Source organism: Nocardia sp. NPDC002869, from assembly GCF_046764065.1.
GTDB lineage: Bacteria > Actinomycetota > Actinomycetes > Mycobacteriales > Mycobacteriaceae > Nocardia > Nocardia rhamnosiphila.
The window spans coordinates 22,967-42,492 of sequence record NZ_JBKOOL010000031.1 but is presented as its reverse complement, the minus strand read 5'-3'; the positions used below and the strand labels follow the sequence as shown (position 1 = coordinate 42,492).

At 70.1% G+C, this 19,526-nt stretch carries 16 protein-coding genes; 10 read left to right on the top strand and 6 right to left on the bottom strand.

The window, feature by feature from the left end; all coding sequences use genetic code 11:
- Window positions 1-47: 47 nt before the first annotated feature.
- Window positions 48-1,436, bottom strand: coding sequence for a DUF349 domain-containing protein (locus tag ACLML9_RS08825; protein WP_411945038.1), 1,389 nt, complete (start codon window positions 1,434-1,436; stop codon window positions 48-50).
- Window positions 1,437-1,824: 388 nt separating this feature from the next.
- Between ACLML9_RS08825 and ACLML9_RS08820 the strand changes: the two genes are divergently transcribed.
- The 7 genes from ACLML9_RS08820 (at window position 1,825) to ACLML9_RS08790 (ending at window position 9,371) form a co-directional block, all read left to right on the top strand.
- Window positions 1,825-2,634 (top strand): hypothetical protein, encoded by an 810-nt coding sequence (locus ACLML9_RS08820; RefSeq protein WP_411945037.1) that lies wholly within the window; start codon window positions 1,825-1,827, stop codon window positions 2,632-2,634.
- Complete coding sequence (gene miaA, locus ACLML9_RS08815; RefSeq protein WP_411945036.1) at window positions 2,631-3,614, top strand: tRNA (adenosine(37)-N6)-dimethylallyltransferase MiaA; 984 nt, start codon at window positions 2,631-2,633, stop codon at window positions 3,612-3,614. Before ACLML9_RS08820 ends, miaA begins: the two co-directional genes overlap by 4 nt.
- A complete protein-coding gene (locus ACLML9_RS08810; protein WP_411945035.1) occupies window positions 3,611-4,444 on the top strand; it encodes a TrmH family RNA methyltransferase in 834 nt (277 codons plus the stop codon). The genes miaA and ACLML9_RS08810 overlap by 4 nt, the downstream gene beginning before the upstream one ends.
- Before the next feature lie 92 nt (window positions 4,445-4,536).
- A complete protein-coding gene (dapF, locus tag ACLML9_RS08805) occupies window positions 4,537-5,415 on the top strand; it encodes a diaminopimelate epimerase (protein ID WP_411945041.1) in 879 nt (292 codons plus the stop codon).
- An 88-nt stretch (window positions 5,416-5,503) separates the two neighbouring features.
- Window positions 5,504-7,033, top strand: a complete 1,530-nt coding sequence (gene hflX, locus ACLML9_RS08800) for a GTPase HflX (RefSeq protein ID WP_411945040.1) — start codon at window positions 5,504-5,506, stop codon at window positions 7,031-7,033.
- Between the two features lie 121 nt (window positions 7,034-7,154).
- Window positions 7,155-8,057 carry a lysophospholipid acyltransferase family protein gene (locus ACLML9_RS08795; protein WP_411945034.1) on the top strand — a complete coding sequence of 301 codons (903 nt, stop codon included), beginning with the start codon at window positions 7,155-7,157 and terminating at the stop codon, window positions 8,055-8,057.
- A gap of 168 nt (window positions 8,058-8,225) precedes the next feature.
- Window positions 8,226-9,371: an acyl-CoA dehydrogenase family protein gene (locus tag ACLML9_RS08790; RefSeq protein WP_411945033.1), complete on the top strand. Its 1,146-nt coding sequence runs from the start codon at window positions 8,226-8,228 to the stop codon at window positions 9,369-9,371.
- Window positions 9,372-9,467: 96 nt separating this feature from the next.
- On the opposite strand, the gene ACLML9_RS08785 is transcribed toward ACLML9_RS08790, so the two are convergent.
- Both ACLML9_RS08785 and ACLML9_RS08780 read right to left on the bottom strand, forming a co-directional pair.
- The gene (locus ACLML9_RS08785) at window positions 9,468-10,538 is read right to left on the bottom strand and encodes a diacylglycerol kinase (RefSeq protein WP_411945032.1); all 1,071 of its coding nucleotides are present in this window, start codon (window positions 10,536-10,538) and stop codon (window positions 9,468-9,470) included.
- A gap of 10 nt (window positions 10,539-10,548) precedes the next feature.
- Entirely contained in the window at window positions 10,549-11,340 is a 792-nt protein-coding gene (locus tag ACLML9_RS08780) for an SDR family oxidoreductase (protein WP_411945031.1), read from the bottom strand.
- A gap of 103 nt (window positions 11,341-11,443) precedes the next feature.
- Between ACLML9_RS08780 and ACLML9_RS08775 the strand changes: the two genes are divergently transcribed.
- Entirely contained in the window at window positions 11,444-12,316 is an 873-nt protein-coding gene (locus ACLML9_RS08775) for a helix-turn-helix domain-containing protein (protein WP_411945030.1), read from the top strand.
- A 53-nt stretch (window positions 12,317-12,369) separates the two neighbouring features.
- Here the strand turns inward: ACLML9_RS08775 and ACLML9_RS08770 are convergent, their stop codons facing one another.
- Window positions 12,370-13,068, bottom strand: coding sequence for a histone deacetylase (locus ACLML9_RS08770; protein ID WP_411945029.1), 699 nt, complete (start codon window positions 13,066-13,068; stop codon window positions 12,370-12,372).
- Between the two features lie 64 nt (window positions 13,069-13,132).
- Window positions 13,133-13,867 (bottom strand): transcriptional repressor LexA, encoded by a 735-nt coding sequence (gene lexA / locus ACLML9_RS08765; RefSeq protein ID WP_411945028.1) that lies wholly within the window; start codon window positions 13,865-13,867, stop codon window positions 13,133-13,135.
- Window positions 13,868-14,124: 257 nt separating this feature from the next.
- Here lexA and ACLML9_RS08760 point away from each other — a divergent pair, with 257 nt between their 5' ends.
- Window positions 14,125-14,601, top strand: coding sequence for a hypothetical protein (locus ACLML9_RS08760; RefSeq protein WP_411945027.1), 477 nt, complete (start codon window positions 14,125-14,127; stop codon window positions 14,599-14,601).
- Window positions 14,602-14,804: 203 nt separating this feature from the next.
- On the top strand, window positions 14,805-15,272 hold the full coding sequence (nrdR, locus tag ACLML9_RS08755; RefSeq protein WP_357054722.1) for a transcriptional regulator NrdR: 468 nt from the start codon (window positions 14,805-14,807) through the stop codon (window positions 15,270-15,272).
- Between the two features lie 10 nt (window positions 15,273-15,282).
- Here the strand turns inward: nrdR and hrpA are convergent, their stop codons facing one another.
- Window positions 15,283-19,464, bottom strand: a complete 4,182-nt coding sequence (gene hrpA / locus ACLML9_RS08750) for an ATP-dependent RNA helicase HrpA (protein WP_411945026.1) — start codon at window positions 19,462-19,464, stop codon at window positions 15,283-15,285.
- Window positions 19,465-19,526 lie beyond the last annotated feature (62 nt).

The following is a 19,526-nucleotide window of genomic DNA, read 5'->3' as shown; positions in this document are numbered from 1 at the left end:
CGCCGTGGCCACCGGTCACGGCGGACGGATCGCGGAGCGCGGACCGATCAGAGGTTGCTGACCGCGCCCTCGGCCGCGTCGGCCCATTCCCGCCACTGCTGCGCCTGCGCGAGAGCCTTCTCCGCATCGCGGGTTTTACCGGCGGCGGTGGCCTTGGCCGCCTGCTCCTCGAACTGGGCGACCCGCTCCCGGAACTGCGCGGCCCGGGCCAGCGCCTCCGGGTCGGTGCGGCGCCACTGGGCGTCGGCAGCCTGCCGGACACGCTTCTCGATGGCACGCAAGCGGCCTTCGAGATCGTGCATCCGCTCCCGGGGAACCTTGCCGATGGCGTCCCAGCGTTCCTGCAGATCGCGCAGTGCGGCCCGGGCGCCTTCCAGATCGGTATCGGGGTCGATGGCCGGTTCGTAGCTGCTCAGCAGTTCTTCCTTGGCGACCGCGTTGTCGGCGAACTCGGCGTCACGTTCGGAGGCCGCCGCGTTGCGCGCGGCGAAGAAGACGTCCTGGGCGCTCTTGAACCGGCGCCACAGTGCCTCGTCGGCTTCCCGGGGTGCCCGGCCCGCGTTCTTCCATTCCACCAGCAGTTCCCGGAACACCGCGGCGGTGCCGGCCCAATCGGTGGACTCGGACAGTTCCTCGGCCTGGACACAGAGTTCTTCTTTGCGGGTCTTGGCGGCGGCCCGTTCTCGATCCAGTTCGGCGAAATGAGCGCCGCGGCGACGGTTGAAGGCCTCGCGGGCCTTGGAATACCGGCGCCAGAGGGCGTCGTCGACCTTGCGGTCCACTCCGCGGATGGTCTTCCACTCGTCGAGGATTTCGCGCAGCCGGTCACCGGCGGCCTTCCACTGAGTGGATTCGGCGGCGATCTGTTCGGCTTCGGCCGCCAGCGCCTCCTTGCGCTCGGTGTGCTCGTGCCGGGTGCGCTCCTTCTCCTCCTTGGCCTGGGCGGCCGCCTCGTCGGAGTGTTCGGCGATCGCGCGGAGCCGGGCGGCCAGGCCCTCGATATCGCCGATCACCGCGGCCGTCGGCAGCGTTTCGGCGAGGGCGAGGGCAGCGGCCTTGGTCTTGCGGGCATCGGTGCCGGCGGCCAGCCGCGCCTCCAGCAGGGCGACCTCGGTGGCCAGGTCGTCGAAACGGCGGCCGAAATGCGCCAGCCCCTCGGCGGCGTCCCCGGCCTGCCAGGAACCGATGATGCGCTCGCCGTCGGCGGTCTTGACCCAGGCGGTGCCGTCCTCGTCGACCCGGCCCCAGACGCTGGGATCGGTGGCGCTCGGTACGACCACCGGATGCGGGTGTTCGGTGGCGGGCCCGGACGTTTTCATCGCGGCCGGGGTGGGGTGCGCCGCGCCGGGTTTGGGACGGTTACCGGGCTTGGGAGCGCTGGACGGGCGACCGGGCTTGCCCGGGCCGGGTGTGGCGGTTCCGTTGCTGTGGGTCATTGCTCCTCGTCCCTGCCGCGCGTCACGGCTGCCTGGTCTACGCGCTGCGCATTCTGGCTATGCTCTGCTCATTCTGGCTACGCCCGCTGATTCTGGCTACGTCTGCCCGTCTCGGCCGTGCTGGGGTCGACGTGTCGTGCGTGCGTTGCCCGTGCGGCCGCACGTCCCACCATTCAACCCGGCCGCACTTCCGGTAACCACACCGACGACAGCGGCGGCGACCAGCCGGACCTGCGGATCCGGACCTGTCGGACCTGGTCCGGATACTTCGCACCCTAGCAATTGCCACCCGGTTTCCGGGAGAGACACTCGTACCGCGGGCGGGGCGCGGCGCTGCCGGAGAACCGGCCGCGTCCCTGGTCGGCGGGTACGGGCTACGGTTGACGGCGTGTTCTGTCTAGCGGCTCTGATCCCCTCGCCGCCCGTCCTCGTCCCCGAGTTGTGTGGCGGCGCGCCGGTGGCCGGCGCGGGTTCCGCTTCCGAACCGGCCGGTGCGCAGGGCGGGGCGCAGCCACCGGAGGCAGCGGTGAACGAACTCCGCGCGGCCGTGCTCGCCGTGGGGGCGGCCCTGGCGGAGGCGACACCGCACTGGACCGTGCTCGGGGTGGGCCCCACCGAGCAGACCTACGACGCCGATACGGCGGGTACCTTCCGCGGCTTCGGTGTGGATGTGCGGGTGAGTCTGGGTGGACCGGGTGCGGAGACGACCGGGGGGCCGGACCCGGACCTGCCGCTGGCCGTCCTCGTCGCCGGCTGGTTACGCGTGGCGGTGGCCCCGCACGTGCCGGCGCGGGCGCGGATGCTGGCCGCCGATACGCCGGTGCGCAAGTGCGCGGAGTTCGGTGCGAAGTTACGGGCCGAACTCGACGCCGAGGACGAGCCGCAGGGGGTCCTGGTGGTCGCCGACGGTGCCGCGACCCTGTCCACCGCCGCCCCCGGGTATTTCGATCCGCGGTCGGCGCCGCTGCAGACCGCGGTCGACGCGGCGGCCGCGGCAGGTGATGCGGAGGCCCTGCTCGCCTTGGACCCCGCCCTGTGCGCCGACCTGATGATGTCCGGCCGCGCCGCCTACCAAGCGCTCGCCGGGCTCTTCGCGGTCGACACCGCACCGCCGCTGGCGACCGAGCGGTATCGGGGCGCGCCCTTCGGCGTCGGCTGGTTCGCCGGCCTGTGGCGGCCGGCCGCCGTGGCCCGGTGAGCGGGGGCCCGCGCCCGGTGGCGGTGGTCGGACCGACCGCGACCGGTAAATCGGATCTCGCTCTCGACCTGGCCGAACAGCTCGGCGGTGAGATCGTCAACATCGATGCGATGCAGCTGTACCGAGGTATGGATATCGGTACCGCGAAACTGCCGCCGGACCAGCGGCGCGGAATCCCGCACCATCAGCTCGACGTACTCGATATCACCGAAACGGCGACCGTCGCGGCGTACCAGGCCGCCGCATCCGCCGATATCGAGGCGATCATGGCCCGCGGCCGGGTACCCGTGGTGGTCGGCGGTTCGATGATGTACGTCCAGGCGCTGCTCGATCAGTGGGAGTTCCCGGCCACCGATCCCGGGGTCCGGGCGAGATGGGAAGCGGTGCTGGCCGGGCAGGGGGTGGCCGCCGTGCACGAAGCGCTGCGCCGGGCCGACCCGGCCGCCGCCGCCACCATCCTGCCCACCGACGGCCGCCGGATGGTGCGCGCGCTGGAGGTCGTCGAACTCACCGGACGGCCGTTCGCGGCGTCCGCGCCGGTGATCGGTGCGCCGCGCTGGAATACCCGCATCCTCGGGGTGGATCGCGAGACGGCCGAACTGGACGAACGGATCGCCCGGCGCACCGCGGCGATGTTCGAACAGGGCCTGATGGAAGAGGTGCGCGGGCTGGCCGACCTCGGGCTGCGCGAGGGGCAGACCGCGCGGCGGGCCATCGGCTACGCCCAGGTGCTGGCCTGTCTCGACGGCGAGTACGACGAGGCGCAGGCGCGCGAGCGCACCTTCATCGGGACCCGCCGCTACGTCCGGCGGCAGCGGTCCTGGTTCCGGCGTGATCGCCGGGTGCGCTGGGTGGACGGCGCCGCCCCGGACTCGACCGCGACCGCCCTGGCGCTGCTGGCAGACTCTGCGGTGTCCCATCCACCGGCGCCCGGTCCGCGGGCATCCGATCGCCTACCCGAGGAGCGAACCCGCTCGTGACCCGGCAGATCCACCGCCGCAACGCCGCTGTCCAGGTGTGGACGGCCTATCTGGACAATCGCGCCACACGTCACCGGGACAGCCGCTTCCTGGTGCACGGGGTCCGGCCGATCACGCAGGCGCTCGCGCACGACTGGCCGCTGGAAACCCTGCTGTATCGCCTGGGTGATCCCGGATTGTCCGCGTGGGCGCGCGAGATCCTGGAGACGAGCGCCGTGCCCACTGTCGGACTGGCGCCCGAGCTGATGGCCGACCTGGGCGAGAAGACCGGTGGGCCGCCCGAACTGGTGGCGGTGGCGGAGTACGCCGGTGGCGACCTGACCGGCTACGAACTGGGCGAGCCGGGGGAGGCGCCCGTGGTCGTCGTCTTCGACCGGCCGAATTCGCCCGGGAACCTGGGCACCGTGATCAGGTCCGCCGACGCGTTCGGTGCGTCGGCGGTGGTGGTCGCCGGGCACGGCGCCGACCAGTACGACCCGCGCTGCGTCCGGGCCTCGACCGGATCGCTGTTCTCGGTCCCGGTCTTCCGGGTGCCGGGACCGGCCGAGGTACTGGAGTTCCGGGACCGGCAGACGGCGCGTGGTGTGCCCACCCGGATCGTGGGGACCGACGAGAACGGCGAGCGCGCGATCTTCGACGAGGATCTGATCGACGCCACGATTCTGGTCGTCGGTAATGAGACCAGCGGTATGAGCGCCGCCTGGCTGGGGGCCTGCGATCGGACGGTCACCATTCCGATGGGCGGCAGTGCCAGTTCGCTGGGGGCGCCGTCGGCCGCGGCCGTGGCGCTGTACGAAATTTCCCGGCAGCGCCGGACGTTTGCCCGGTGAGAACAGCGGACGAGGAGACCCGAACCGACGTGCAGAACAGCCCCGATGTGCAGGAGACGCCTGACGTGCTCCAGAGTGGGAACGACAAGGACGTGGAGTTCACCAAGGGCCACGGCACCCAGAACGATTTCGTGGTGCTGCCCGATCCGGAGGTACGGCTCGACCTGACCGTGTCCCGGGTGGCGGCGTTGTGCGACCGGCGCCGCGGGCTCGGCGCCGACGGTGTACTGCGTGTCGCCCGGGCGGGCGAATTGCTGGCCGCGGGAGTACTCGGCGAATATCCCGAGGGCGTGGGCCCGGGCGATTGGTTCATGGACTACCGCAATGCCGACGGTTCGATCGCGGAGATGTGCGGGAACGGGGTGCGTGTCTTCGCACACTATCTCGTGGCCCGCGGTCTGGCCGACGGCGCGGAGTTCGTGGTCGGCAGCCGGGCCGGGGCGCGCCCGGTCGTCGTGCATTCGGCCGGTGCGGTCGCGGGGGAGGTGACCGTCGATATGGGTCCGGTGCGGGTGCTCGGCGCCTCGACCGCCACGGTGGCCGGGTGGGGATACCCCGGGCTCGGTATCGATGTCGGCAACCCGCATCTGGCGTGCGTCGCGGATCTGTCGGCCGGTGCGCTGGCCGAACTGGATCTCACGGCGCCTCCCGGATACGACTCCGATTTGTTCCCGCGCGGCGTGAATGTCGAGATCCTGACCGGGCTCGATGCCGACGGCACGGTCGATATGCGGGTCTACGAGCGCGGCGTCGGCGAGACCCGCTCCTGCGGCACCGGAACCGTCGCCGCGGCCGCCGCGGCTCTGGCGGCCGAGGGGTTCGATCTCGCGGACGGGACCGGCGAGGTCGGCGTCCGGATTCCGGGCGGGGAAGTGCGCGTCGGGGTGGACGCGGGCGCGGCGTGGCTGCGCGGGCCCTCCGAACTGCTCGCCACCGGCCGGCTCGCCGCGCAGTGGTGGGACGCGCTGTAGCCGCGTCCGGGCGGAAAATCATATGCGCCGACCAGCGCATCAGTGGCAGCATGGATGGTGTATGAGAAACTCTGACATTTCCGGGACCATGAAGTCCCCTGAATCGTTCGACGCGCACTCGCCGGAGACAGATCCGGGCGTCACCGCCGACGATATCGACTCGGGCGCATCCGAGGCGAACGAAGCCACGCCGAGCACGCGGCGCGCCGGCTGGTCCAGCGATCCGACCACCGGCGAACTACAGCTGGACGAGCGGAGCGCGCTCCGCCGTATCGCGGGTCTGTCCACCGAGCTCACCGATATCACCGAGGTCGAGTACCGGCAGCTGCGACTGGAGCGTGTCGTGCTGGTCGGGGTGTGGACCGAGGGCAGTGTGGCGCGGGCCGAGGCGAGTATGGCCGAACTGGCCCGGCTCGCCGAGACCGCCGGATCCGAAGTGCTCGAAGCCCTGATCCAGCGGCGCGACCGGCCCGATCCCGCGACCTATATCGGATCGGGCAAGGCCGAGGAACTGCGGGCGGTGGTGCTGTCCACCGGCGCGGACACCGTGATCTGCGACGGTGAGCTCACTCCGGCGCAGCTGACCGCGCTGGAGAAGGTCGTCAAGGTCAAGGTGGTCGATCGGACCGCGTTGATCCTGGATATCTTCGCCCAGCACGCCACCTCCCGCGAAGGTAAGGCGCAGGTCGCGCTGGCCCAGATGGAGTACATGCTGCCCCGGCTGCGCGGCTGGGGTGAATCCATGTCGCGGCAGGCGGGCGGCCGGGCCGGCAGCAACGGTGGGGTGGGTCTGCGCGGCCCCGGTGAGACCAAGATCGAAACCGATCGGCGGCGGATCCGGGAGCGGATGGCCAAACTGCGCCGCGAGATCCGGGAGATGAAGACCGCTCGCGACACCAAGCGCGCGCGGCGCACCTCCAGCGGGGTGCCGTCGGTGGCCATCGTGGGCTACACCAACGCCGGAAAATCGAGCCTGATGAACGCGCTCACCGGCTCGGGTGTGCTGGTACAGGACGCGCTGTTCGCCACCCTGGACCCGACCACCCGCCGCGCCGAACTGGAGGACGGCCGCGAGGTGGTGTTCACCGATACCGTCGGCTTCGTCCGCCACTTGCCGACCCAGCTCGTCGAGGCGTTCCGCTCCACCCTGGAAGAGGTCACCGGCGCCGATCTGCTGCTGCATGTGGTGGACGGCTCCGACGCGCTGCCCGCCGAGCAGATCAAGGCGGTCCGGGAGGTCGTCACCGAGGTGATCCGGGAATCGGGACAGCCCGCGCCGCCCGAACTGCTGGTGGTCAACAAGATCGACGAGGTCGATCCGGTGGAGCTGACCCGGCTGCGCGGCCTGCTGCCCGGTGCCGAATTCGTCTCTGTGCACAAGGACCTCGGTATCGACCGGTTGCGTACCAGGCTTGACGAGGTTCTCGGCGGGCTGGATGTGGAAGTGAGCGTACTTCTTCCGTATACTCGCGGCGATCTGCTCGCCAGAATTCATGCGGACGGCAGGATTTCGCGCTCCGAGCACACCGAGAACGGCACCCGTGTCCAAGCACGCGTACCGAGTGCGCTGGCAGCGGCCCTTTCCGGCTACGCCAACGCGGGCAATCCGCCGGCGTGACGGGTTCGGGCATCCCGCCCGTGCTGATCCAGGTCGCGAAAATGTGGGACATTGCATAACCCTGTGGGATATCGACTCCTGGCGATTCACAATCGGTATGAGTCGACCTCAGGAGGGTTTTATGTCACAGAACGGCCGCACCGCTCTCGGCGGCGACGACCGACAGCGCAGGGCGCTCATGGACCGAACCGGGCTCAGTGACGGCGCGCCGGTATCGGTCGATCCGAGTGCGATCGACCTCCGGGTCCTGGAGGCGGCTCTGGCGCCGCTCCGGGCCTGGAGCAGTCCCCGTTTCTTCGGCTTGGACAATATCCCCGCCGAGGGGCCGGTACTACTGGTCGCCAATCACAACCTGCTCGGCGTGATCGACGCGCCGTTACTGCTACCGGAAGTGCTCCGTACGCGCGGCCGGTTGATCCGCGGTCTCGCCGAGAATCTGCTCATCTCCGTACCGGGCGTGCGGCACCTGCTGCACTACTACGGATCGGTGCGCGGGACCCGGGACAATTGCCGGACGCTGCTCGACCGGGGCGAGGTGGTTCTCGTCTTCCCCGGTGGGGGCCGGGAGGCGATCCGCCGCAAGGGGGAGAAGTACGCGTTGCGGTGGGAGGGCCGTACCGGCTTCGCGCGGATGGCGATCGAATGCGGTGCACCGATCGTGCCGGTGGCGATGATCGGGATCGACGATGCCTATGACATCGTCGCCGACAAGGACGACCGGCTGCTGCGGCCGCTGCGGCTGCTGGTCGAATCGCTCGGCCTCGACCCCGAGCTCACCCCGCCGCTGGTGCGCGGTATCGGTCTCACGCCGATCCCGCGTCCCGAACGGTTCTATTTCACCGCCGGGACGCCCATCGAAACCGGGCCCTGGCGCGATACCGGCGATATCGACGAGGCCGCCGAGCAGCTCTCGCGGGTGGTGCAGAAGGCGGTACGGGAGGAACTGCTGTTCCTGCTCGGACATCAGACCGTCGACCGCGGCCGCACGCTCGGTGGGCGGTTGCGCGAACTGCTGCCCGTCTAGGTGACGGCTCCGCCGCGTGAATGGCAAGGCGGTGCGACTACTGGAGCATGGGCGGGGAGCACCAGGTAATTCGGACAGTGAAGTGAACACCGATTCACACTCCGGGTACGGTAGGTCACAGCGACGGGCCGGCGCGGTCCCGTCCGGAGTGTTCACTAGGAGGTTGGTGTGGAGCGCACACTGTTCGAGCCCGAGCACGATCTGTTCCGGGAGTCGTACCGCAAGTTTCTGGAGACGCATGTGGCGCCGTTCCACGACCAGTGGGCGGAACAGGGCGTCGTAGATCGTTCGGTCTGGCTCGAGGCCGGTAAGCAGGGCTTCCTGGGTATGGCGATGCCGGAGGAGTACGGCGGCGGCGGAGTGAAGGATTTCCGCTACAACGCCATCATCACCGAGGAATCGGTACGCGGACAGTACTCCGGTCTCGGGTTCGGCCTGCACAACGATGTCATCGCACCGTATCTGCTGGAGCTGGCCAACGACGAGCAGAAGCAGCGCTGGCTGCCGAAGTTCTGTTCCGGTGAGCTCATCACCGCCATCGCCATGACCGAGCCCGGCACCGGTTCGGACCTGCAGGGCATCAAGACCCGCGCGGTCCGCGACGGTGACGACTGGGTTCTCAACGGCGCCAAGACCTTCATCACCAACGGCATCAACTCCGATATCGTCATCGTGGTCGCCCAGACCGACCCCTCGGCCGGTGCCCTGGGCTTCAGCCTGCTGGTGGTGGAACGGGGGATGCCGGGCTTCGAACGGGGCCGCAACCTGGACAAGCTGGGCCTGAAGGCGCAGGACACCGCCGAACTCAGCTTCAGCGATGTCCGGATCCCCGCCGCCAACCTGCTCGGTGAAGAGGGCAAGGGCTTCATCCACCTGATGCAGAACCTCCCACAGGAGCGGCTGTCGATCGCGGTGATGGCGGCCGCGGCGATGGAAACCTGCCTGGACTACACCTGTCAGTACGTCCGTGACCGCAAGGCCTTCGGTAAGCCGATCGGCGCCCTGCAGAACACCCGGTTCGTGCTCGCCGAACTGGCCACCAAGGCCACGGCCGTACGGGTGCTGGTCGACCGGTGCATCACCGAGCTCAACGCGGGCACCCTCTCGGCCGAGGATGCCGCCATGGCCAAATGGTGGAGCACCGAGGAGCAGGTCGATCTCATCGACCGCTGCCTGCAGTTGCACGGCGGCTACGGCTATATGCGCGAATACCCGATCGCCCAGGCCTACCTCGACGCGCGCGTGCAGACCATCTACGGCGGCACGACCGAGATCATGAAGGAGATCATCGGGCGGTCGCTGAAACTGTCTTGACAGTCTGAGGTTTCAGGGCCCTTGTCCCGGCTGCGTCCCGCTGCGGGGCGCCGGCCGGAAATCGAAATACCTGTATCCCGTCGGGGTACAGGTATTTCAGTCTGCCCGCCCCGGCCCGGTGATCAGCGGGAGGTCCAGGGTCGTGCGGATGCCCGGTGCGGCGGCCACCACCGCGGGTACCGCGTTGACCACCCGCATGGCCGTGGCCACCAGTCCGGCGTGGTTGTGGTCGCCGTTGTCGCTGGACAGGCAGAGATCCATGGCGTAATTGGGCTCGCCGGTGATCTCGACGCGGTACGAGCCGCCCTCCTGGGCCGGCCGAGGCCAGTCGGGTGCCAGATCCGCGCGCGTCCGGGTGATGTGTTCCAGCACCGTGACGACCCGGTCGCCGACCATCCCACGGACCTCGAAGCGCATGGCCGCGGTGGTACCGGCCGCGACCGTGCCCGCCGCGATCTCGATGTCCTCGGGTGCGGGGATCCGTTCGTGGGTTTCGGTGACCGCGTCGAGTTCCACGCCCAACCCGGCTGCCGGCTGGCGCACCACGCTGCCCCAGGCCAGGGAGAGCACCCCGGGTTGCAGGAGCATGGGAGTCTCGTCCACGGGCTTGCCGAATCCCATGATGTCGAACATCACCGCGGCATTGTCGTAGGTCGCGTAGTCGAGGATCTCCATACAGCGGATCCGATCCACTCGCCGGCAGGTACCGGCCAGCGCCAGCGGCAGCAGGTCGTTGGCGAAGCCGGGGTCGATTCCGTTGACGAACAACGACGCACCGCCCGCGGCAGCGGCCTCCTCGATGGGGGCGAGCATATCCGGCGGCAGCACCTGCCAGGGGTATTGCAGGAAGACCGGGGCACTCGCGACGATATTCACGCCGGCGGCCAGAATCGTGCGCAGATCCGCGAGCGCCTCGACGAGCCGATTGTCGGTCATCGCCGTGTAGACCACGCAATCCGGCTTCGCGGCCAAGAGCGCGGCGGCGTCGGTGGAGGCCAGGATCCCGGTGCGGGTCGCCGACCCGGCGAGTTCCCCGGCGTCGCGGCCTTCCTTGGCGCTGCCGGACACCTTGACGCCGACCAGTTCGAACCGGGGATCGTCGATGATCCCGGCCAGGGCGTGACGGCCGACATTGCCGGTGCCCCAGTGCACTACGCGGTACGGCACAGCTGTCTCCTCACAGATCCGGAATGGGGATATCGAGATTCGGGGCGATCAGGCCGCCGTCGGTCTCGATCACTTTCCCGGTCAGGTAACCGCCCGCCGGGGACGCCAGGAACAGCGCGGTGGCCGCGATATCGGCGGGATCGCCGATCCGGCGCAGCGGGGTGGCCTTCTCCAGGGCGCCACGCAGGGCGTCATCGGCGGCGACGACCTCGAGCGCCGAGGTCGCGATGGAGCCGGGCGCGATGGCATTGACCCGGATGCGCGGGCACAGATCCATGGCGGCCAGCCGGGTGTAGTGCGCGAGCGCGGCTTTGGCGGTCCCGTAGGCGGCGAACGCACGACCGGGAAGCCGGCCCATCGTCGAGGTGATGTTGATGATCGACCCCCCGTCGGCGGTGTCCAGCATGATCGGTACGGCAGCCCGGACCAGGGCGTGGGCATTGGCGACATTGAAGCCGAATGCCCGGGTCAGGGCGTCGGGCGTGGTATCCAGCAGTGGGGTGGGCATGGCGCCGCCGACATTGTTCACGACGATATCGAGCCGCCCGAACTCCGCCGACGCGGTCTCGGCGAGGGCGGCGCAGGCCGCGGGATCGGCGAGGTCGGCGACCACGATATGGGCCCGCCGCCCCGTCCGGCGGATCTGCTCGGCCACCGCGGTCAGGTCGGATTCGGTGCGGGCAGCGATCACGACGTCGGCGCCCGCCTCGGCGAAGCCGAGGGCGATGGCCGCGCCGAGTCCGCGCCCGGCGCCGGTCACGATGGCGACCCGGTCGTCGAGCCGGAACCGGTCCAGAATCATGGCGCCTCCTGAAGTATGCTGATATCGACTATTCGACGTTCATTTATCGAATAGTCGATGCAGTGTAGATCCCGGGATATCGGGCGACAAGGGAGCATCGGATATGGCGACGGCCGGGTCCCCGCCGACACGCCGGGTGGTGGCGGTGGTCGAACTGCTCGCGGAATCGGAGCGGGCACTCACCGTTTCGGAGATCGCCGAACGTCTGGGGCTGGCCCGGGCGACGGTCACCGCGGTGCTCACCGAGTTGTGTGAGGCGCATTGGGTGGTCCGGGACGCGAGCCTGGCCTACCGGCGCGGACCGGCGCTGGCCCGCCTGTCACCCGCCGAACCCGTGGGTGCGTCCGTCGCGGTGGGCGCCGAGCTCGCGGCGCTGGCCGAGGCCGCCGCTTGCGGAGCCACCCTGAGCCGCATCTCCGACGATCGGCTCACCATCGTCGCCAAACACTATGCGGGTGCACGGATAGTGCCGGGCCTGTCCGTCGGGCAGTCGGTTCCGGTCGTCTACCCCGCGGGGGCCGCGGTGATGCCGTGGCGGACCCCTGCCGAACGGCAGCGCTGGCTGGCAACGACGCACGGGCGGCCCGGGGCGGCGGAACTACTCGACTTCGTCACCGCGCACGGATTCGCCATGTTCCGGCCCGAAGCCGACGACGCCGGGCTGGTGGATCTGCTGACCGAACTATTCGGCGCGCTCGGCGCCGAACTCCTGCAGCCGAAGTTGCGGGTCGAGGCGCTGCGGCAGCTGGGCCGGTTGACCTCGCGGGCGTACACCGAGGCCGATATCCGCACCCGGCACCCGCTACCGCTCAGCTATGTCTCCGCGCCGGTGTTCCACGGCGACGCAGCGCCCTACGAGGTCCAGCTCGGCCCGTTGCGGGCGGAGGCCGGTCCGGCGGATCGGGCCCGGTATATGGACATCGTGCGTGCGGGAGCCCGGTCGATCTCGGTGGCACTGCGGACCGCGGACGGTTGAGACGGTGCCGGGCGCCGACACGGACTGTGCGCCGATCGCCGGCGGACCGGGGCCTATGCGTCGTCTCCGCCGCGCAGTAGATCGGCCACCCCGCCCGGAGTCCAGTGACCTGCGGCACCCGGGCGACTGGCCAGATAACCGGCTGTTTCGGGGACCGACCACCGGTGCGCCGCCCGCAGACCCGCGCCGATCCGGCGGAGATACGCGGCGGCCGGTGGATTTCCGCCGATCTCGCGCCAGCGCCACGGGGCGGTGCAGGTCAGGATCGGTATGCCGTCGAATGCGCCCGGGCAGACCAGGGTTTCGTAGCGACCGGGGCCGAGACGTGACCGGCCGGTGCGCACCGCCTCGGTCGGGTCCAGATCGGTTCCGGCCGGACGATACATCTCCTGGGCGGCGATATCGCTGAACTGCGCCCGGGTCAGCAGGTAGGCGCGTACCGGGGTCTCGGCGGGGGTGGCAGAATCGTAGAAGGCGCGGCCGCCGGTCCAGATCACCGATTCGGTGGCGAAATAGAGCAGTCCGGGGAGTACCAACGCGATGGAACGCGCCGGCGCCGTCCGGTCGCGGCAACCCTCCGGGGCACCGAGCGGGCGGTGCATCGCGCCGGTGGGGCGGGCCCCGGTGAGGTAGCAGCGCAGGCGCTCCGGGTCGGTATTCGACCCGTAGGCGGCGTACCAGAACCGGTCCGGGACCGGCCCGGAACCAAGCGCCGATCGCGGCCTGGCGATCGCGACCTGGGGTGTTGCCATGGGCTCCTCACCGCCCCCGGGAGAAGGCCCGGCACCGGCGCGTGCCCGGTGCCGGTGGGCGGCCTCAGATCTTGCGGATCACGGTCACGACCTTGCCGAGGATGCGCGCGTCGTTACCCGGAATCGGTTCGAAATGCGGATTGTGCGGCATCAGCCAAACGTCCTTGCCGCTGCGTTTGAACGTCTTCACGGTCGCTTCGCCGTCCAGCATCGCCGCGACGATATCGCCGTTGTCGGCCACGTTCTGCTGCCGGACCACCACCCAGTCGCCGTCGCAGATGGCGGCGTCGACCATGGATTCGCCGACCACCTTCAGCAGGAACAGCGAACCGTCGCCGACCAGCTCGCGGGGGAGTGGGAACACGTCTTCCACCGCCTGTTCCGCCAGGATCGGTCCACCGGCGGCGATTCGTCCGAGCACCGGTACATAGGTCGGGATCGGCCGATCGGAATCGCCCGCCGCGTCGGATGCGGCCGCGGTATCGGCGGGGGGCAGGGTGGTCACCGAGCGGACCGCCTCGTCCATACCGCGAACATCCACGGCGCGAGGACGATTCGGGTCGCGACGTAGATACCCCTTGCGCTCCAGGGTGCGCAGCTGGTGCGCGACCGAGGAGGTGGAGTTCAGGCCGACCGCGTCACCGATCTCGCGGATGCTGGGCGGATAGCCGCGCAGACTCACCGAGGAACGGATGACCTCGAGGACCTTGCGCTGACGCACGGTGAGATCCACACCGGTCGCCCCCGGTTCGGTGCCGGGGCCGGCCCCGTCACCCGTGTCGTCTGATTGGCTCACCACAACCGCCCTTTCTCGTCGGTCTCCGGCCCGGTGACCGCCGTCCCGGCAGACGGCCCGGACCGGCTGTGCCCGAGGTTTGATGTCGTGCAGTGAATCTAGTCGGCGCTCTCCGATCTATCAAACATCTGTTCGAGGTATGTCCGGCGTTGCTACTGACATTATCCCTCCAGCGTGGTAGAAATCGAACATCAGTTCGTCGAACGTTTGATCGAATACCGCCATTGGTTCCGCGAGCAACCAGCACGGAGGTCTATCCGATGAACACCGCCATCAGCGTGACCGGCACCGGCACGCGGGAAGACGTCACCACCCGGGTCCGGTCCGGTCCGGTCCCGCCGGGGGAGACCGGAACGACCCGCCCGGACGAGGGCGAGAGGCCGGGGCCGGACACGCGGCGGCCCGATCCGCCCCGCCCATGTGCCGCGACGACGGCGCCGCACCGGGGCGGGGCGAACCGGTACCGCCCGGTCGTCCGGCCGGCGGCGCCGGTGGTGCGCCGCGGGCCGGCGGTGGCGCCACGGCCCCGGCCACCCGAACCCGGCGATCTGGTGGAGCGGGCCCGGGCCGGTTACGCGGCGACGGCTCTGACCGCCGTGATCACCGCGACGGTGGTGGTCGCCTTCCTCGCGCTGGCGCATCTGCGGGCCCCGGATCCGGCGCCCGGGCCGGCACTGCCCGGAATTCCGGCCGCGCCGATGTCCGGTCCGGCCGCCGACGCGCCCGGGTCGCGGTAGCGTGTCGGCGGCGCGTGTGTCCGGACCAGGGGTGAGCGCGCGCACGGCACACCCCGTACCGGTATCCTCGAGGTGTTATGCACTCGAGCCGGTGCGTGTGACCGGCCCACCCGTACCCGGGCACCGGCCCGGTACCCGCGCTCGCCGGACCCGCGACCGGCGCCGGTTCGGCCGCGAGCGTTCGCAGCGACGAAGGACCCCGGATGCACTGCCCGTACTGCCGACACCCCGACTCCCGGGTCGTCGACTCGCGACTGGCCGACGAGGGCGCCGCCATTCGCCGCAGACGCTCCTGCCCGGAATGCGGCCGCCGTTTCACCACGGTGGAGACCGCGATCCTGTCGGTGGTCAAACGCAGCGGCGTCACCGAGCCGTTCAGCCGGGAGAAGGTGATCCGCGGGGTCCGGCGCGCCTGCCAGGGCCGCGAGGTCGACGACGACGCGCTGAACCTGCTGGCCCAACAGGTGGAGGATGCGGTCCGGGCCAAGGGGGCACCGGAAGTGCCGAGTCATGAGGTCGGCCTGGCGATTCTCGGGCCGCTACGCGAACTGGACGAGGTGGCGTATCTGCGTTTTGCCTCGGTCTACCGATCTTTCACCTCCGCCGAGGATTTCGAACGCGAGATCCGGGATATGCGGCAGGCGCGGGCAGCGGTCGGCCCCGGGGACTGAGCGGTCGGACTCAGCGACGCACGGCCGCGATCGCCTTCTGGACCCGCTGGGTGGAGACCGGATACGGCGTGCCCACCTTTTGGGCGAACAGGCTTACCCGCAACTCCTGGATCATCCACCAGATATCGGTGACATCGGGTGCGTTCCGCCGCGACTCCGGTAACCGGATCAGCAACCGGTCGTAGGCGGCCAGTGCGGCGTCCACGTCCGTCATCGCCCGGCGGTCGCGTACCGCGGACCCGGGCAGGGCCGTGAGCCGGGCTTGCGCCGCGCGGAGATACCGGGGCAGTTCCCGCAGCCGGGCCGGGCCCCATTCGGAGACGAACCCGTCGAACAGCAACTCCGCCAGCTGATCCCGGACATCCTCGGCGATATCGGCTTCTCGGACACCGTTCAACGCAGTCGACACCTCATGCGCCGCCGCCAGGACCGGCACGACCAGCCGGACGATCCGGGTGACCACCTCGTTCAGCTTCGGCCGCAGCGCCGCGACCAGACGCTCGAACTGCGCGGGGTCGCGGACGGGTCCGCCCGCGGCGGCGATGAGCTGGTCGGCGGCCGCGGCGCGGCAGTCCTCGACCAGCGCGTCGACCGATCCGTACGGGTTCTGGCTGAGTACCAGCCGATCCGCCGGGGACAGGCCCGCGGTGACGCCGCGCACCGAGGTGGGGATCGCGTTGAGCACCAGCGCCCGGGTTCCGGCCCGCATGGCCCGGGCCTGTTCGGCGGGCGAGGTGAGCACGCGGACCGCCACTCCGCCGGTCTCCGGGACCAGCGCGGGATAACCGGTGATGGTCTGGCCGCCCACTTCCCGGCGCACCGTGGCGTCCAGGGTGCCCAGGGATTCCGAGGTCCACACGGTGGCGGGGGCGCGTTCGGCATTGGCCGTGGCCGCGGCCACCGAGGCGGAGACCTGGTCGGTCAGGCGGGTCCGCAGCTGCGCCAGACTCTTGCTGGTGGTCAGCACGCGGCCGTCGGTATCGGTGGCGGCGAAGGTCATTCGGAGGTGCTCGGGCAGCGCGGCCGGGTCCATATCGCCGGGGGCGATCGGCGTGGCCGCCAGGCGGGTCAGCTCCCGGGCCAGCCCGGTCCGCAGCGGTTCCGCCCGCGGGGTGAGGACGCGCAGGGCGGCGGCCGCGAAATCCGGCGCGGGGACCACCGTGCGCCGCAACTGTTTCGGCAGAGTCTTGATCAGCGCCGCGGCCAGTTCCGCGCGCATGCCCGGCACCAGCCAGTCGAACCCGACCGCCCGGACATGGGCCAGCTGCGCCACCGGAATGCGCACGGTCACACCGTCGTCGGCCTGGCCCGGTTCGAATTGGTAGGTGAGCGGGAAGGACAGCTCGCCCTGGCGCCAGGCGTCCGGGAAATCCGTGGGGTCCAGCCGGTTGGCGTTCTCGTTCACCACCGTCTCGGTCGTGAAATCGAGCTGGTGGGGATCCTGCCGGCGGGCTGTTTTCCACCAGGTGTCGAAATGCCGGACCGAGACGATATCGGCGGGAATCCGGCGGTCGTAGAACTCGAAGAGCACCTCGTCGTCGACGAGGATGTCCCGGCGGCGGGCCCGGTGCTCGAGATCGGCGATATCGTCGAGCAGTGCCCGGTTGCGATGGAAGAACTCGTGCCGGGTCTGCCATTCGCCCTGTACCAGGGCGTGCCGCAGGAACAGCTCCCGCGAGACCTCGGGGTCGATACGTCCGTAGTCGACCGGCCGGCCGGTCACCAGCGGAACACCGTAGAGGGTGACGCGTTCGTAGGCCCGGGCGGCGCCGCGCTTGGACGACCAATGCGGTTCGGAATAGATACGTTTGACCAGATCTCCGGCGAGCCGTTCGGCCCATTCGGGCTCGACACGGGCGGCGATCCGGCCCCACAGGCGTGAGGTCTCCACCAGTTCCGCGGCCATCACCCAGCGCGGCGGTTTCTTGGCCAGGGAGGAACCCGGGAAGATCATGAACTTGGCGTTACGGGCGCCGAGGAACTCCCGGGACTCGGCTTCCCGGACCCCGATATGCGACAGCATGCCCGACAGCAGCGCCTGATGGACGGCGGTCGCGTCCCACGGATCGGTGTCCGGGGTCATCTCCTCGACCGGCCGGGGGGCCGCGGTGGCGGTCCGTACGGGCTCGGCGGCTTCCCGTTCCGGCTTCGCGCCGTTGCGGCCGCGTCCGCGCCGCGGACCGTTCTCGGAGCGTGCGGGGCGGGAATCCTTCGCCTCGGGCTCGGCGGCCGGTTCGTGCAGTGACCAGCCCATCCCCTTGGTGATGGTGCGCAGCTGGCCGTACAGGTCCTGCCATTCGCGGATCCGCAGGTAGTGCAGGAACTCCTCGCGGCACATCCGCCGGAAACGGTTCGCGGACAGTGCCCGCCGCTGCCCCGTGAGGTACTCCCACAGCCGCAGGTACGCCAGGAAATCCGAATTCGGCACGGTGAACCGGGCATGTTTCGCGTCGGCGGCCTGCTGCTGATCGACCGGCCGTTCGCGGACGTCCTGGATCGACAGGGCGGCCACGATCACCAGCATTTCGGCCAGACAGCCGTTGCGGTGGGCCTCGACGAGCATCCGGCCCATTCGCGGGTCCACCGGCAGACGCGCCATCTCCCGGCCCGTCGGCGTCAGGGTGGGCCCCGGTTCGGCCCGGCGGCGCTTCCGACCCGCTCCTGCCTCGTCGCGGTCCGCTGTTTCCGCGTCCCGGGCACCGGCTTCCGAGTCCGCCGCCGGCGGGCGCTTGTCCGGCATGCCGCGGGCGAGGGCGCCCAGCTCTTCCAGCAGGGCGATACCGTCGCGGACCGCGCGCTGGTCCGGCGCCTCCACGAACGGGAACCGTTCCATCTCGCCCAGCCCGAGCGCGGTCATCTGCAGGATGACCGCGGCGAGGTTGGTACGCAGGATCTCCGGATCGGTGAACGCCGGCCGGGATTCGAAATCGTCCTCGGAGTACAGGCGGATGCAGATACCGTCGGCGACGCGGCCGCAGCGCCCGGACCGCTGCCGCGCCGAGGCCTGCGAGATCGATTCGATCGGCAGCCGCTGCACCTTCGTCCGCATGGAATAGCGGGAGATCCGGGCGGTCCCGGGATCGACCACATAGCGGATACCCGGCACGGTGAGCGAGGTCTCGGCGACATTGGTGGCCAGTACCACCCGACGGCCGGTGTGCGAGGCGAACACCCGGTGCTGTTCGGCCGCGGACAGGCGGGCGTACAGCGGCAGGATCTCGGTCCGGGAGAGTTTCAGCTCCGCGAGCGCGTCCGCGGTATCACGGATCTCCCGTTCACCGGACAGGAACACCAGCACATCGCCGTCCCCTTCGGCGAAGAGTTCGGTAACCGCCGCGCAGATCGCATCGACCGGATCGCGGTCGACCGGCCGGTGATCTTCTTCTTCGTCGTCCTCCTCGGGCGCCGGCAGGGCCAGCGGCCGGTACCGGATCTCCACCGGGTACGACCGGCCGGAGACCTCCACGATCGGCGCCGGATTGCCCGCGGCGTCGGCGAAATGCCGGGCGAACAGTTCCGGGTCGATGGTGGCCGAGGTGATGACGATCTTCAGATCCGGCCGCCGGGGGAGCAGCTGTTTCAGGTAGCCGAGCAGGAAATCGATATTGAGACTGCGTTCGTGGGCCTCGTCGATGATGATCGTGTCGTAGGCGCGCAACAGCCGGTCCCGCTGGATCTCGGCGAGCAGGATGCCGTCGGTCATCAACTTGACCAGCGTGTGCTCGGCGGCATGATCGGTGAAACGGACCGTATAGCCGACCGCGTCGCCCAGCTCGGTCCCCAGTTCCGTGGCGATCCGTTCGGCGACCGTGCGCGCCGCCAGCCGGCGGGGCTGGGTGTGCCCGATCGCCCCGCGGATACCCCGGCCCAGCTCCAGGCAGATCTTCGGGATCTGGGTCGTCTTACCGGAGCCGGTTTCCCCCGCCACCACCACGACCTGGTGGGCGGCGATGGCGGCGGCGATATCGTCGCGTCGCCCGGTGACCGGCAGCTGCTCGGGATACGTGATCGCCGGTACCGCCGCCCGCCTGGCCGCGATACGTTCCTCGGCCGCCGTGATCTCGGACTCGATCCGGGACAGGTCGCCGCCGCGCACTCGATCCAGTTGCCGGTGCAGCCGGTGTTCGTCGCGGAGGGTGAGAGAAGCCAACCGGGTACGAAGCTCCCGGTGCGTGACTGCGGTCCTGGTCATTGCATCGACCAGCCTATCGAAACCCGGCGTCCGGCCGGGTCGCGGCCCGGCCCGGTCCCGGC